We start from the raw sequence: 16,451 nt of genomic DNA on the forward strand, positions 1-16,451 counted from the left end.
CGATTTATCATTTAAATTTTATAATTATATCCCTGTCCATTGATGAAAATCAGAAACATGTGAAGCAAAAAATAAATTTATCATACTCAGACAAAATAAGATGATATTAAAATAAATTAATTTATGTTTAGTCAACGTATGTTTCACTCTAAAAATGATAAAAATACCATATAGCAAAGTAATAATTATCGACATAACTACTTTAGGATCAATCAAAATATTCAATCCTAAAGCATTGAATCCCCACTGAGCACCTAAGATAATACTTAAAATGATAAATAAAAAACCAATTAAACTACTATAGAATACAATTTGCTCCAGCGTGGCAACGCTTGCTATTCTAAAATATTTTTGATCAAATCGCTTTTGTTTTAAATTTTTATACTGAATTAAGTATAAAATGCTATTTACAAAGGCAAAAGCAAATAGTGCGTAACTAATAATGGCAAATGTGACATGTACAATAAGCAATTCGTTGATTAGATTTAATTTTTCACCTGTACCATGATAATGCATTGGTTGAAAGGTACTCATCGCAATAAAGACAAAACCTATTAAGTTGAATAAAAAAATCGAAAAATCTATTTGCTTAATGACACTAATCACAATAGAAATAGAAATAATCAACCATGCTAATGCGAAAAACACATCAAAAATATTACCTAAGGGTACTTGTTTCGTAGCATTAATATAAAATGATAAAGAGATTGTTTGTAACACCCAAACAATCCCTAATGTAACAAATCCAATTCTTCTTACTTTATAAAACTTTTTGATAAAATCAAAAAAGTAACAAGCGATACTAAAAAAATAAAATAATAATATAAGTTCATTTAACCTTATGAACATAATTTCTTGCATATCATCACCATTTGAATATGCTTATTCAAAACTCAATATTTGGCTGTTTACCACCTTGTTAGTAGTTTCCTTTTTAGGTTCATATGCATTTTCAGCCTCAATGTCAAAAATGTTTTGAAATAGCTCTAATTTTTCGGTACTTTTCTTATCACTACTTAATTCTTTAGCTTGTTTTATAGGATCTTTCAACATTTGATTGATAATACTTTTCGTGTGTTTTGAGATTATTTTTCGTTCTCTTTCTGATAATCCAGGTAATTTGCGATCTAAACTATCCATAGTGTCTTCTTGAATGTTCATTGCTTTTTCTCTTAGTGCGCGAATAACAGGAACAACACCTAGCATATTCACCCACTCATTATGCGCTGCAATTTCATTTGGAATACTTTGCATAATTTGATTAGCTGCATTTTGACGTTCTCTCAAATTGGCATCTACCAACCCTTTTAAGTCATCAACGTCATAATTAAACACATCTTCTATTGCATCGATTGTAGGTTCAATATCTCTAGGAACCGCAATATCAATTAATACTAAAGAATCATTTTTACGTTCAGACGCGCATGATTGCAACATTTTATTCGTTACAATATATTCATCAGAACTTGTTGAACTGATTACTATGTCCACGTTTGCTAAAAGTTGTGGTAAAGATGTCATTGCTTCAAATTTCACGTTATGTTTCATTGCAAGATTTTGAGCTTTGCTCAACGTTCTATTTACAACCGTGATATCTGTTACACCTGAACCGATTAAATTAAGGAGTGATAGTTCACTCATATCCCCTGCACCAATAATTAAAGCTTGCTTGTTATTAATTTTGCCAAATACTTTTTTACTTAGTTCAACTGCAGCATATGAAACACTTACTGCATTATCAGCAATATCTGTTTCATTATGTGCTTTTTTCGCAAAAGTAATTGCTTGTTTAAATAAATGATTAAAGATTGTACCTGTTGTATCTTCTTCTTGAGCAATAAAAAATGCATTTCTTATTTGTCCAAGAATTTGTGTTTCTCCAAGAACTACAGAATCTAATCCTGAAGTAACTTGCAGTAAATGTTTTACTGCATCGTCCCCCACTTTTACTTCAGTCATTTGTTTAATTTCTTCAACCTCAAAACCAAATGATCTCGCTAAAAATCTTTGAATATAATAGCGCCCCGTATGAATTTGATCTGTTACAGCATATACTTCTGTACGATTACAAGTTGATAATATGACGTTTTCTAATATAGATTTCGTTTCATATAAACCAACATTGGCTGAACGTATGGCATCATCCTTAAAAGCAACTTTTTCTCTAAGTGCTACATCTGCTGTGCGATGATTTATGCTAACCGCAATTAAATGCATTTATAACGCCCTCCATACATATTACAATAAGTAAATTATAACACAATTATAGCTTGAGTTAAGTAACTTGCACCAGTAAATTAGAAGAATTATAATTTACATTCATATTGTTGTCATAATTAAACTCAAATACAACTCATCCTTAATAGTTGTAATAATTTTTTTAATAATTACTAAAGATATTTAGCAATAATATTCCAAATCTGTTGTTGATTATTATTTTTGATTGAAGAGTAGCTTATAATTTCATCTTCAGGTTCCATTTCTAATTTTTGCTGTATATTAGCTAAATGTTTTTGTACTTTACCTTTAGCAATCTTATCTTCTTTTGTAGCTACTACAAAAGTTGGAATTTCATAATATTTTAAATAGTTATACATTAAAACATCGTCTTCAGTCGGATTATGTCTTAAATCTACAAGTTGTATAACTAATTTTAATTCTTCTCTTTGTGAGATATATTTTTCTATCATTATTCCAAAAGCTTCACGTTGTTTTTTACTTACTTTTGCATACCCATAACCAGGCACGTCTACAAATACAAGTTGATTGTCTATATTATAAAAATTCAGTGTTTGGGTTTTACCTGGTTGTTGTGATGTACGCGCCATATTTTTTCTGCCAATCATACTGTTGATAAATGTTGATTTCCCCACATTAGATCTACCACTTAAGCCAACTTCACTTAAGCCAGTTTCTGGGTATTGTTCTGGCTTCACAGCACTAATCAATAATTCTATTTCATTAGGATTAATTTTCATTATCGACCCTCTTTTCTTCTAAATTCACTTGTTAATTATATTACACAAAGTCTTATATGAATATGTATTTTTTAAATATCGTATTATTTTCATAAAAAATGAGGCCGGACATCATAAACGTGTCGGCCTCAAATATGATATTGACAATAATAAACGCATTTGAAATGGTATTTAAACTCACTTCAAAGTTTGCCTCTTATGCCAAGTTTGCATTATAAAAACGAATATTTTTAAAAAGTATACACTATAAATGCTTTCTTATTTATAGATAAATTATGCAGAAGTTTGTTCCTTGTTTACAAGGTTACCCTCTTTATCGTATAGTTCAGGATCTTTTTCTTCAGTTATTGTTTGATCAGTAATGACAACTTTTACAACGCCATCTGTGGATGGTACATCATACATAATGTCAATTAAAGCTTCTTCAATAATTGAACGTAATCCACGTGCACCTGTTTTACGTTCTATTGCTTTGTTACTAATTGCAGATAACGCTTCGTCTGTAAACACTAACTCAACATCATCTAGTTCAAGCATTTTAGTATATTGTTTTACCAACGCATTTTTAGGTTGCGTTAAGATGTTTTTCAATGCATCAACGTCTAACGTTTCAAGATTAGCTACGATTGGCACACGACCAATAAATTCAGGAATTAAACCATATGATTGTAAATCTTCTGGTCTAATTTGTTCAAGAATAGCATCTTCATCGTATTTAGAAGCTTCACTACTTGAGAAACCAATAACTTTTTCACCTAATCTACGCTTGATAACTTCGTCTATTCCGTCAAACGCACCACCAAGTACAAACAAGATATTTGTTGTATCAATTTGTATTAATTCTTGGTTTGGATGTTTACGTCCACCTTGTGGCGGAACGCTTGCAGTTGTACCTTCTAAAATTTTAAGCAAGGCTTGTTGTACACCTTCACCAGAAACATCACGGGTAATTGATGTGTTTTCTGATTTTCTTGCAATTTTATCAATTTCATCGACGTAAATAATACCTTTTTCAGCTTTATCTACATCAAAATCTGCTGCTTGTATTAAACGGAGTAAAATGTTTTCAACATCATCACCGACGTAACCAGCTTCAGTTAAACTAGTAGCATCTGCAATCGCAAATGGAACGTTTAATGTTTTAGCTAATGTTTGTGCTAAAAGTGTTTTACCACTACCAGTTGGACCAATTAAAGCTACGTTACTTTTTTGTAGCTCAACTTCATCCTCATTTGGACCTAACTGTTGAACACGCTTATAGTGATTATAAACTGCAACAGCTAATGATTTCTTAGCTTTCTCTTGTCCAATTACATAATCATTTAATTTGTCCATAATTTCTTTAGGTGTTGGTAATTCAGTTAAACCTTCAGGTTCTGCTTGAGCTAATTCTTCTTCAACAATTTCTGAGCATAGCTCAATACATTCATTACAAATATACACGCCACTTCCTGCAACTAATTTTTTTACTTGGTCTTGATCTTTGCCACAGAAAGAGCATTTTAAATTTTCTTCATCTTCATTGAATTTGAACATTCTATTTACACCCCTATTCCCTAAAGACTATACTAGATAGTATTTTAATATGCAACTTGCACCTTTCACAAGTTATTTGCACAAAATAGTGTAGCAGATACATCTTTGAATGCATCTGCTACTAGTTTACTATATTAAACGACTAACATATAATTCACAAAATAATTTGCTCACTCTATATTTAGTTACGCTTCTGAGTCATCTTTAGATGGTTCTACTAATTTAGCTTCATCAACTAATAAGTCAATCACTTTTTGGATACGTACATCGTTTTTAACAATGTCAGTATTACCAAGTGTTTGTTTAATATCTTCAACAGAGATATTAAATTGTCCACTCATTTTTTCTAATTCTTTGTCGATGTCATCATCAGATACTTCAACTTCTTCAGCATCTGCGATAGCAGTCAATGTTAAGTTTGTTTTAACACGCTCTTCTGCATCATCTTTCATTTGCTCTCTTAATTGTGACTCATCTTGGCCAGAAATTTGGAAATAAGTTTCTAGATTAAGACCTTGTTGTTGCATACGTTGACCAAATTCTTGAACCATACGGTCTAACTCAGTGTTAATCATTGCTTCTGGAACATCAATTGTAGCATTGTTTGCTGCTTTGTTAATTGCTTCTTCTTTTTGATTGTTTTCAGCGTCAGTTTCTTTTTGTTCAGTTAGACGTTTGCGTAAGTTTTCTTTGAATTCGTCAACAGTGTTTGCTTCTGCGTCTAATTCGTTAGCAATTTCGTCTGTTAATTCTGGAACATCTTTGAATTTAATTTCATTTACTTTAGTTTTGAAAGTAGCTTCTTTGCCAGCTAATTCCTCAGCGTGGTATTCTTCTGGGAAAGTAACGTTAACGTCTTTCTCTTCACCAGTTTTAACGCCTACTAATTGCTCTTCAAATCCTGGGATAAATGAACCTGATCCAATTTCAAGATCATAGCCTTCAGCTTGTCCACCTTCAAATTGTTCGCCATCAACATAGCCGTCGAAATCGATATTAACAGTGTCGCCGTTTTCAATAGCGCCGTCTTCTTTAACTACCATTTCAGCTAAATGACCTAATTGATGATCGATTGATTCTTGTAATTCTTCATCAGTTAGTTCAACGTTTTGTTTTTCAATTTCTAAACCTTTGTAATCACCTAATTGTACTTCTGGTTCTACAACAACATTTGCTTCAAATGTCATTTCGCTACCTTTTTCAATAGATGTTACATTAATTTCTGGTTGATCAACTGGTTTTATGCCAGTTTCATCTATAGCTTCACCATAAGCTTCTGGTAATAAGATATCAACTGCATCTTGATATAATGCTTCTACACCAAAGCGTTGTTCAAAGATTGGACGAGGTACTTTCCCTTTACGGAAGCCCGGTACGTTTATTTGTTTAACCACTTTTTTGAAAGCTTGATCAATTGCTTTGTCTACTTTTTCTGCTGGAACTGTAACGGTTAAAACACCTTCGTTACCTTCCTTTTTTTCCCAAGTTGCTGTCATGTATAAAAACCTCCATGATTATCCTATTTTATTTTTTCAACTTCACTATTATAGCACACGTCTATGCTCTACACAAACACTCTGTTTATAACACGTGATTTAAAATGTAAACTTGAAAATTTTCGTTATAACTACTTTCTTCCATTACCCGAAAATCAAATGATTAATTATTCTACACTATCAATGTTAGTTATGAATTTCACAACTTCATTTGACATATCTAAACTTTCTAAACCTAGCATAGATTTAAAATAATTTACGTATGCTTCAATCCATACTGATTCTAATGCTATGCGTTCTAATTCTAATGGATAAAATAAAATCGCATGATTATTCATTAAGCGAAGCGCCTCTTCCATCATTTGTGGCGCACTATCTTCAATTTGATCAATTACTTGCGGTATTAAATTTGTTTTAAACACTGTATGTTCTAAACCAGATAATTCGGCTGGAACAACTTCTATATTAAATCCAAATTTTTGAATTTGAATGGTCTGATTGTAACCACCAAAAAGTAAATATTCAAGCATTATACTTACCACATTGGGTGGCAAGCTCATTTCATTGATAATATTGACAATCGTTCCCTGATATCTATATTGGCTATGGTCAATTAACGTTAAAATAGTATTGATTTGTTCTCTAAGAGAGATAGCTTCGAAATTTTGCAACATATGTGTAGCATGTTCGTTATGTTTATCGATTTGGCTTAATGCATATTCTTTAATTGGAAACAATTCCATACGTGTTCTATGATCATGAACTTCATCAATAATTTGGTTAATAACTTCCACTACTTCAAAATACTGTCCTAGACCATTCAAACTTTTAATATAATACATCATCAAATCATCATACTTAGTCGTGCCTTGTTTTAATAAAATAATAGCTTCTTCACGTAGTTCGAGAAAATGTCCCATTTTATATAACATTGAACATTTTAGTAAAGACATTTGTTCATCTAGTTCAAATTGTTCTTCAAAGTCTTCAAATAAGTCATAAGTATGCTCAAAATCGTTATCATTAAATGATTGCTTAATTTCTCTCACTAATTTATCTTTTGAACGTGGAAAAGGAATGATATCAGACATCTTCAGACACCCCTATTTTATAGCTTGTAATATTAAAGCGCTCCATGTTTCAAACTCATCATAATCTTCAATTTTACTTTGGTCTACCCACTTTATACGAAGTGTGTCAGTTTCCATAGCTTCTACGTCATTACTGTTTACATGAATTTTGAACACAACGCCTAGATGAACCTCACCAACTTCATTCGTATCATCATTGATAAAACCTATGTAAGCTAAATTCTGAGACTTACTTTCTGATAAGCCTACTTCTTCTTCTAGTTCTCTTTGCGCATTAACTCTCAACACTTCATTAATTGACTCGGCACCTTTAACATCATTCATATGGCCACCTACACCAATAGATGATTGGCCGTGCAAACGGGATTCTCCTCCACCAGATAAACGTTCGTATACTAATAACTCATCGTTTTCATTTTCCAATATACAATAAGAAATTAACTGCTTATATGCTGGATCTTCTTCCATATCTCCGCGACGTTTAACTTCAAATTTAGAAAGTGTGTCAAAAATTTCTTGCCCTTTAACAGTATTTTTATCTAAGAAACCATTGAATTTATTCTTTTCATCATTAAATAAAATTTTTCTCGGAACTACTGTAATCATTTCATCGAATTTAGACATTAGTTTCTCCTCCATTTATGACTTCTAAGCTATTTTATCAAATGATGGTTATTTATCAAAATGATAATTCGTATCTTAAAATACAACTAAATCAATTCATCGGCGCTTATGTCACATATATATTTAAAAACGCGTAATAAAAAATAAGGAGCGCGACAGAAATCTATTTTTTATAATAGTATTTCTGTCGCACTCCCTCTATAATTAGATACTATTTTAAAGCATCTTTAGCTTTAGTTACTAACTCAGCGAAAGCTTTTTCGTCTGAAATAGCAATTTCTGAAAGCATTTTACGGTTAATGTCGATTTCAGCTTTTTTCAAACCGTTCATAAGTCTTGAATAACTCATGTCGTGTTGACGAGCTGCTGCGTTGATACGTGTAATCCATAATTTACGGAAATCACGCTTTCTTTGACGACGGTCACGGAATGCATATTGACCTGATTTCATAACTTGTTGTTTTGCAACTTTATATAATGTACGTTTTGAACCGAAGTAACCTTTAGCTAATTTAATCGTCTTTTTACGACGCGCTCTTGTTACTGTTCCACCTTTAACTCGTGGCATAATAAATTCCTCCTCTAAATATGTTCAATCTTTCAAATTGATACGTTATGACATTTTAGTCATTATTTTTTGTAAGCTAATAATTGTTTTACGCGTTTCATATCTGATTTAGATACTAATGAAGCTTTACGTAATTTACGTTTTTGTTTAGTTGTTTTGTTTGCAAACATATGAGATGTGAAAGCTCTAGAACGTTTTAATTTACCTGAACCAGTTCTTTTAACACGTTTAGCTGCTCCACGGTGTGTTTTCATTTTAGGCATGATTCATTTCCTCCTGTAATATCTTATTATTATTTTTCATTGATTGGACTTAATGTAATAAACATTTGGCGTCCATCCATTTTTGGTCTTTGTTCAACTGTAGCGATATCTTTACATTCATCTGCAAATTTCTCTAAAACACGTTGACCAATTTCTTTATGCGTAATCGCACGACCTCTGAAACGAATTGAAACTTTACATTTGTCGCCTTTTTCTAAGAATTTACGTCCATTCTTCAACTTAGTTTGGAAATCATGTTCCTCAATAGTTGGGCTTAAACGTATTTCTTTAAGGTTAATTGTTTTTTGTTTTTTCTTCATTTCTTTTTCTTTTTTCTGTTGTTCAAATTTATATTTACCATAATCCATAATTCTAGCAACAGGTGGTTTAGCGTTCGGAGCCATAATGACTACGTCTAAACCTACTCTATCTGCCATTTCTAGAGCTTCTGTCTTAGTTTTTACACCAATTTGTTCTCCATCTTGACCGATTAAGCGTAATTCTTTTGCACGAATCTTTTCGTTAACTTGAGTCTGATCTTTTGCTATGGTTGACACCTCCAAGATTTTTACGAAATTATCCCAAGCAAAAAGAGCGAGTATATAATATACCCGCTCTCCTCTACGCATGACTACATCATGCATATATAAGACCTGCCAACAGCTTTTGCGTCGCAACAGGTGAGAAGCGGGAGCTTCTACTTGGTTCGTTTCGTATTCAACGTTACCTATCATAACAACAATAATGACATTAGTCAACTGTTTTTTTGCTATTTATTAATTTCATCCATATCAACGTCTTGACGTAAATCCACTTGTTCTAACGGAACGATTTTCGTTCTGTATCTCAATTTATGATAAATGAAAAATGCTAAAAATACAGGTATGCCCATATAAGTTATAACGAATCTATTTAGATTGAAATCACCCGTTTTTATAAAGTCTACATCTTGCCCTATTATAACAAGTACACAGAGTACACCTGCAAATATTGGACCGAACGGGAATAACTTAGCTTTGTATTTTAATTTTGACTTATCATAATTTTGTTTATCAAATGCTTTCCTAAATCTATAATGGCTGACTGCAATACCAACCCATGCGATAAATCCTGTCATACCACTAGCAGCAACAATATATTCATAAGCATCACCACTTAAATGTTGTAATACAAATATACCTATTACGATAAGCGCTGTGACTAATAATGATACATAAGGTACACCATATTTATTTGTTTTACCAAATACAGGATATGCTAATTTATCTTTACTCATTGAATATAACATACGCGTTGATGCGTACATACCTGAGTTACCCGCAGATAGAACTGAAGTCAATATGACAGCATTCATAAATGATGCCGCAAATGCTAATCCTGCATTTTGGAATACAAGTGTAAATGGCGATGTTGAAATGTCGTCGCCTCCACCCATTAATGCTGCACTGTCATAAGGAATTAACATACCAATAACAAAAATTGCCATAATATAGAAAATCAATATTCTCCAAAATACTTGTTTAATTGCTTTTGGTACAGCGCGTTCTGGATTTTCTGATTCACCTGCAGTTATACCAATCAGTTCAGTTCCTTGGAATGAGAATCCAGCAACTAAGAATACACCTAAGATAGTTAATAAGCTACCTCCTAGTCCATCACCTAGTATTGGTCCGCCACCTTTAGTAAAGGTATCAAAACCAACAAATTCTCCACCCATAATCCCTAAGATAGTTAGTAAACCAATTCCTATAAATATGATAACCGTAACTACTTTAATTAATGCAAACCAGTATTCACTTTCACCATATACACGAACAGATAATGCATTAAGTCCAAAAATAATTAATAAAAATAGACAACTCCAAGCCCAAGCTGGCATCCCGGTTAAAGGTGTCCAATATTGTATAACTTGTGCTGCAATCGTAACATCTGCCGCAACCGTGATAACCCAGTTGAACCAATAATTCCAACCCAATGCAAATCCTAGTGAAGGATCAACAAAACGTGTAGCATAAGTACTAAATGACCCTGATACTGGTAAATATGTCGCCATCTCTCCTAATGACGTCATAAGGAAGAAGACCATTGCCCCAATAATTGCATAAGCTAATAGTGCACCTAAAGCTCCGGCATCATGAATCGCTCCACCCGAAGTCATAAATAGTCCTGTTCCAATACATCCGCCAATCGCAATCATGGAAATATGACGATCTTTTAATCCTCTTTGAACTCCATTGCTTTGATTTTCTTGTTTTGCCATAGAAGCGTCCTTTCTTTAAACTTAGAGGCTAACTTACTATTATGATTAAAACATACGATTTATAGTATGAAAAACTTAAACGCAGCACTAAATAGTTGTGCCACTACATTCACTACAATTTCCACTCTATCCCGTAAAAGTATTCTTTTAATCACTCAACCAAAACAAAATGGTTGCATACCTATTAGATATGCAACCATTTTAATAATAGCATTTATATAGGTAGCACATCACATATGTGACAGTCCAGTCTCTTTCGATAACTGTCCCAACTGATATTGTGTCAATGGTCAACACCAGTTTCGGCATTTTTACCTTTCATGAATTCAACATACGCCCCATACGGCTTCTGAATACTTACTCTTTAAAAATGCAACCTCTAACTCAAATTTAATTTTATTTTAACTCACTAACCTGTAATATACATGATTTCTACATTACTTTCAAGACTATCTTTGTTTTTTCAATCTAATCTCATCGATCAAGTTCCAAATAAACTCGTCTTTCTCTATAGTTTCTTGATCTTGTGAGCCATATTTCCTCACATTCACTTCACTATTTTCTACTTCTTTATCACCTACGACAAGTTGATATGGGATTTTTTGCATTTGTGCTTCTCTAATTTTATAACCCATTTTTTCATTTCTGTCATCAATTTCAACTCGAACACCTTGTGACTTAAGCTCATCTTGAATAAGTCTCGCATAATCATAATGTAAATCAACATTTACAGGGATGATTTCTACTTGTTTAGGTGCTAACCAAGTTGGGAAAGCTCCTTTTGTTTCTTCAGTTAAAAACGCAACAAAACGTTCCATAGTTGAAACAACACCACGATGTATAACAACTGGTCTATGTTGTTCTCCATCATTACCAATATAAGTTAAATCAAATTTTTGTGGTAATAAGAAATCAAGTTGTGCTGTAGATAATGTTTCTTCTTTATCCATTGCAGTTTGTACTTGTACATCTAGTTTCGGACCATAGAATGCCGCTTCACCAATGGCTTCTTCATAATCTAAGCCTAACTCATCAACAGCTTCCTTCAACATGCTCTCTGCTCTATTCCACATTTCATCGTCATCGAAGTATTTCTCTTTGTCCTCTGGATCTCTATAACTTAGTCTGAAGCTATAGTTTTCAAAGTTAAAGTCTTTATATACATCAATAATTAGATTAACAACACGTTTAAATTCTTCTTTAATTTGATCCGGACGAACAAAGATATGCGCATCATTTAGAGTCATACCACGTACACGTTGTAAACCTGACACAGCTCCACTTGCTTCATAACGGTGCATTGTGCCTAATTCAGCAATTCTTATTGGCAATTCACGATATGAATGTGGTTTATTAGCATAAATCATCATATGATGCGGACAATTCATTGGTCTAAGCACCATTTCTTCATGCTCATCAAGTTTCATAGTTGGGAACATATCCTCTTGATAATGATCCCAGTGACCAGATGTTTTATATAAATCAACATTAGCCATAACCGGTGTGTAAACATGGTCATAACCCATACTCACTTCTTTGTCTACGATGTAACGTTCAATTTCTCGACGGATTGTTGCACCATTTGGTAACCAAAGTGGTAAACCAGCGCCTACCAATGGATTGTTTGAGAATAGCTCTAGTTCCTTACCAATTTTACGATGATCACGTTCTTTTCTTTCTTCAAGCATTTGTAAGTGTGCTTTCAAATCCTTTTTATCGAAAAATGCTGTACCGTAAATACGTTGTAACATTTTGTTGTTACTATCACCACGCCAATAAGCTCCGGCTGTCGATAATAGTTTAAATTCTTTGATTTTTGAAGTAGAAGGTACATGCACGCCACGACATAAATCTGTAAATTCACCTTGAGTGTATAATGTGACATTTTCATCTTCAGGAATTGCATTTATAAGTTCTAATTTATAAGGGTCTTCTGAGAAAAATGCTTTAGCTTCGTTACGAGAAACAACCTTACGCTCAATTGGATAATTCTCATTAACAATCTGTTTCATTGTCTTTTCAATTTTCTCAAAATCATCCGAGGAAAGACTCTCTTCCATATCAAAGTCATAATAAAAACCGCCTTCAATTACGGGACCAACACCAAAGTTTACATTTCCATATAAACGTTTTAATGCTTGCGCCATAAGATGGGCTGTTGAATGTCGTAACACTTTCAAAGCTTCATCTGTACCAGGTGTAACGATTTCTATATCGCCGTCTTCTTCAATTGGTCTAGTTAAATCAATTAATTGACCATTCAACTTTCCAGCTACGGCTTTTTTTCTTAATCCTGGACTTATTGATTGTGCTATATCTTCTGTTGTTGTGCCTTTATCAAACACTTTCGCATTACCATCTGGAAATTTTATATTAATTTGGTCCATTTAACATTCCTCCTATTTATTCAAGCACTTAAATCAAAGCGAAATACAATTTATCAATAATCGCAGAGAAAACAAAAAGACCTCATCCCTAAAAAGGGACGAGGTCTTCGTGGTACCACCCTAAATTAAAACTTTTCTGCATAAATACAAAATAGCTTCTCTCTACGTAAGATAACGGTCTTGAGCCGGATGTTCATTACAACATCACTGACGAAGGAGTAATCAATAAATATACTTACCATATCTCAACATCCAATGGCTCTCTGTGAAGCAGTGAAATATCAATCGTATCTTCGTTTCATTTCGTTTGATTTAGATTTAGTTATATTATACAACATTTATTTTAGATTTCAATCGTTCCTATAATTTTTTCCTTCTAAATAATAAGGTGTCGCCAAAGTTTTGATACGTTCCATGATTCGAGCTGCTTTGGTCTTCTCAGTACCATCACGTGTTACAGAAAGATGATATTCTAATTCTTCAAAGCTTAGGTTAGAACTGAAAAATGTTGGTAATTCCTGTACCATTCTGTAATGTAATAGCGGCCCTATGACTTCATCTCTAGCCCATGGTGTAATTTCTTCAGCACCGATATCATCTAACATTAAAATATTTGCTTCTCGCACTCTGGATAACTTTGTTTCAAAGCTTCCATCCTTAAAGCCGCCTTTAAGTGAACGAATAAATTCAGGTAAATAGACAATAGTAGAAGGAATTTTTTCCGTTTTTAACTGATTCGCAATGGCGCCTAAAATAAATGACTTCCCTGTGCCAAATGGGCCGTGCAAGTATAGTCCTTTAACTTGAGGATCGTGCTTCGTGATTTTATCGCAAATTTTGTTTGCTGCCATCGCAACATCTAATCTATCTCTTCTATCCATATAAATATCTTCAAGTTTAGCGTCTAAAGTATCACGTTGCATATGGTGTGAAGTAATTAGATGAGAGTTAAACCTTTCTTCATCGTACTTTATCTTACACGGGCATGGTAAATAACGAATTTTGATATGGTTACTTTCAATATATAGTTCTGGAACATGGCCTTTTACAAAGTTAGGACAATCCTTATAAGCATGTCCATCATAGTGTTTCACTTGGTCTTTGTATTCTTGTAAAATATTTAAGTCTTCATCTATCATAGCGTTTGTCAATTCTGATTGGTGCTCATTTAAAAAGCGTTTAACATCAGAATCATTAATCACATCTTTTTTTATTTTTTCTATGCGCTTTGATAAATCATCTGACTCTCCCATGATATTATTAAAAGATTTCATTTATTCGCCCTCCTTCCATCTATTTTTTAATTGATTTAAAAATTGCTCTCTGTCATTTTTTAGCTTCTCATCCTCTTCGACGTTATGCTGTTCGTTATCTTTTTCTGGTTTCTCATCTCGCTCTTCTAACCATTTCGGTGTCATCTCTCTAGAAGCTAATTGTTTTTGTTTATATCTATTTTTGGTCGGATAAGAGTCTTTTTTAGGTTGATTAACTTTCATTGCATATTCATATGCCTGTTCAGCCGTTTTAATACCTTTTTTCTTCCAATTTGATGCTATTTCAAAAATATAAGTTTTAGGTAACTTCATATCTTCCTTCAACATAACAAATTGCAATAGAATATTAATAACACCAAAAGATAAGTTTTCACGTTCAATCAATTCTTCAATCATGAATTTTTGCTGTGTCGTCGGTTCAGATTCTGACCACGATGCTAACATATCAATTGGGCTTGTTTGCTCCAATTGTACCAACCAATTATCAGATTGACTTGACGTTTCTTCAGAAGTGTTTACTTGTGAAGGAACATTATCTTTTTCTAATTTAACTTGTAAATTAGGTAACTGTTGCTCATGTTCCATTAAATAATAAGTACGTGCGTGTTTTCTTAATTCTTCAAAAGATAATTCTTGCGCACTCGTTATCGATTTTAAAATAATACGCTTCATCGATTCAGGCGTCAAACCATATAATGTTGCAATTTGTGTTATTAACGCTTTAGCATCATTCGTAACAATTTTTGAACTAATAAAATGATTCTGCAATAAATCATATAATGTTTCAAAGTCAAAGTGAACGCGTGTAAGGTCTAAACCTTCATACGGCTTATCATCTTGGATGTATGTTGTATCTTGTGTTAATGCTTTATTAGGGATTTTAAAAACATCAGTAAATGTGCGCGTTATATCTTGATAACTATTTAAGTCTATAGCATTTTTAGTTTCAAAGTGACGTTTTAATTGTTGGTAACGTTGTTTGCTCACCTCACTATATAGATAAACTGATAGCATAGGGTCACTGAAAAACTGTTTCGCAGTAGGAGGTTGATTAAGAACGTAAACAAATGAGGAATGTTGCTCGTTATGATTTACATAAGATTTTACCAATCCAATACCTTCCAATAAATCCATTTCTTTTCTGAATTCTAATAGATTAATTTTCAACTCACTCATAATAATATAGTGCGTCAACACCGCATCTACTTCGTGGTCCACAAATTGGTTTAAATAATGATATAGCCCTGTCGCATTAGCGCCTATCATCGGTGTAAACAATCTGTTCAAGATTTCTAAATGATTATTATTTAAATAAAATTCACGCACGATAGTAAAATTATCATGTGGTCTCAATCCATAATCATATGATTGTAACCCCATTTACGAATCACTCCGTTTATTATTTACTAATATACCTTGCATTGATTGCAACAATTGATCTACATCTTTGAATTCTTTATAAACAGAAGCAAATCGTACATAGGACACTTGATCTACGTGCATAAGTAGATTCATCACATGCTCTCCTATTTCTCTAGAAGAAATTTCTGCGTGTCCCTCATCACGCAACTTCCATTCTACTTTATTAGTAATATCTTCTAATTGTTGGTAACGAACCGGTCTCTTTTCACAAGAACGTACTAAACCATTTAATATTTTCTCACGCGAAAATTGCTCCCGGGTTCCATCTTTTTTCACCACGATAAGTGGTCTTTTCTCTATATGTTCAAAGGTTGTGAATCTTGTTTCACAGTTTTCACATTCTCTTCTACGACGAATCGCATTAACTTCATCTGCATGCCTAGAGTCTACAACACGAGAATGAGTCGAATTACATTTCGGGCATTTCATCGAATTATCACCCTCTCATTTATGATTATCTTCTATTATACTATAAATATGCATGTCACAAAAGAATCGCTATTACACAATTTAGCATATAAGAATTAATGCTGAATTATTTCAAACTAACCC

Annotated in this window: 15 protein-coding genes, 1 riboswitch and 1 other annotated feature; all 15 genes read right to left on the reverse strand. The window is 32.9% G+C overall.

What is annotated here, in order from left to right:
- Positions 1 to 24: 24 nt before the first annotated feature.
- The 15 genes from D9V42_RS00785 to nrdR all read right to left on the reverse strand — a co-directional run bounded on the left by D9V42_RS00785 (position 25) and on the right by nrdR (position 16,328).
- Entirely contained in the window at positions 25 to 861 is an 837-nt protein-coding gene (locus tag D9V42_RS00785; RefSeq protein WP_122062485.1) for a cytochrome C assembly family protein, read from the reverse strand.
- A gap of 21 nt (positions 862 to 882) precedes the next feature.
- Positions 883 to 2,217, reverse strand: a complete 1,335-nt coding sequence (gene hemA / locus D9V42_RS00790; protein ID WP_107555188.1) for a glutamyl-tRNA reductase — start codon at positions 2,215 to 2,217, stop codon at positions 883 to 885.
- Positions 2,218 to 2,390: 173 nt separating this feature from the next.
- On the reverse strand, positions 2,391 to 2,978 hold the full coding sequence (yihA, locus tag D9V42_RS00795; protein WP_107555187.1) for a ribosome biogenesis GTP-binding protein YihA/YsxC: 588 nt from the start codon (positions 2,976 to 2,978) through the stop codon (positions 2,391 to 2,393).
- A gap of 273 nt (positions 2,979 to 3,251) precedes the next feature.
- Positions 3,252 to 4,514 (reverse strand): ATP-dependent Clp protease ATP-binding subunit ClpX, encoded by a 1,263-nt coding sequence (gene clpX, locus D9V42_RS00800; RefSeq protein WP_039069378.1) that lies wholly within the window; start codon positions 4,512 to 4,514, stop codon positions 3,252 to 3,254.
- 185 nt (positions 4,515 to 4,699) lie between these two features.
- Positions 4,700 to 6,010, reverse strand: a complete 1,311-nt coding sequence (gene tig / locus D9V42_RS00805) for a trigger factor (RefSeq protein ID WP_107555185.1) — start codon at positions 6,008 to 6,010, stop codon at positions 4,700 to 4,702.
- 167 nt (positions 6,011 to 6,177) lie between these two features.
- Positions 6,178 to 7,101, reverse strand: coding sequence for a hypothetical protein (locus tag D9V42_RS00810; protein WP_122062487.1), 924 nt, complete (start codon positions 7,099 to 7,101; stop codon positions 6,178 to 6,180).
- Positions 7,102 to 7,113: 12 nt separating this feature from the next.
- Positions 7,114 to 7,725, reverse strand: coding sequence for an NUDIX domain-containing protein (locus D9V42_RS00815; RefSeq protein WP_122062489.1), 612 nt, complete (start codon positions 7,723 to 7,725; stop codon positions 7,114 to 7,116).
- Positions 7,726 to 7,936: 211 nt separating this feature from the next.
- Positions 7,937 to 8,293 carry a 50S ribosomal protein L20 gene (rplT, locus tag D9V42_RS00820; RefSeq protein ID WP_017724704.1) on the reverse strand — a complete coding sequence of 119 codons (357 nt, stop codon included), beginning with the start codon at positions 8,291 to 8,293 and terminating at the stop codon, positions 7,937 to 7,939.
- A gap of 62 nt (positions 8,294 to 8,355) precedes the next feature.
- Entirely contained in the window at positions 8,356 to 8,556 is a 201-nt protein-coding gene (rpmI, locus tag D9V42_RS00825) for a 50S ribosomal protein L35 (protein ID WP_002507378.1), read from the reverse strand.
- Positions 8,557 to 8,585: 29 nt separating this feature from the next.
- Positions 8,586 to 9,113, reverse strand: a complete 528-nt coding sequence (gene infC / locus D9V42_RS00830; RefSeq protein ID WP_039069398.1) for a translation initiation factor IF-3 — start codon at positions 9,111 to 9,113, stop codon at positions 8,586 to 8,588.
- Between the two features lie 23 nt (positions 9,114 to 9,136).
- Positions 9,137 to 9,265, reverse strand: a sequence feature (ribosomal protein L20 leader region).
- A 60-nt stretch (positions 9,266 to 9,325) separates the two neighbouring features.
- The gene (locus D9V42_RS00835) at positions 9,326 to 10,816 is read right to left on the reverse strand and encodes an amino acid permease (protein ID WP_122062491.1); all 1,491 of its coding nucleotides are present in this window, start codon (positions 10,814 to 10,816) and stop codon (positions 9,326 to 9,328) included.
- 215 nt (positions 10,817 to 11,031) lie between these two features.
- Positions 11,032 to 11,206, reverse strand: a riboswitch (Lysine riboswitch).
- A gap of 59 nt (positions 11,207 to 11,265) precedes the next feature.
- Entirely contained in the window at positions 11,266 to 13,203 is a 1,938-nt protein-coding gene (thrS, locus tag D9V42_RS00840; protein ID WP_122062493.1) for a threonine--tRNA ligase, read from the reverse strand.
- A 350-nt stretch (positions 13,204 to 13,553) separates the two neighbouring features.
- Positions 13,554 to 14,477 carry a primosomal protein DnaI gene (gene dnaI / locus D9V42_RS00845; RefSeq protein ID WP_039069385.1) on the reverse strand — a complete coding sequence of 308 codons (924 nt, stop codon included), beginning with the start codon at positions 14,475 to 14,477 and terminating at the stop codon, positions 13,554 to 13,556.
- Entirely contained in the window at positions 14,478 to 15,857 is a 1,380-nt protein-coding gene (locus D9V42_RS00850; protein ID WP_122062495.1) for a replicative helicase loading/DNA remodeling protein DnaB, read from the reverse strand.
- Positions 15,858 to 16,328: a transcriptional regulator NrdR gene (gene nrdR / locus D9V42_RS00855; RefSeq protein WP_107555179.1), complete on the reverse strand. Its 471-nt coding sequence runs from the start codon at positions 16,326 to 16,328 to the stop codon at positions 15,858 to 15,860.
- Positions 16,329 to 16,451: the final 123 nt, after the last annotated feature.

The organism is Staphylococcus pseudoxylosus (assembly GCF_003697915.1).
GTDB classification, from domain to species: domain Bacteria; phylum Bacillota; class Bacilli; order Staphylococcales; family Staphylococcaceae; genus Staphylococcus; species Staphylococcus pseudoxylosus.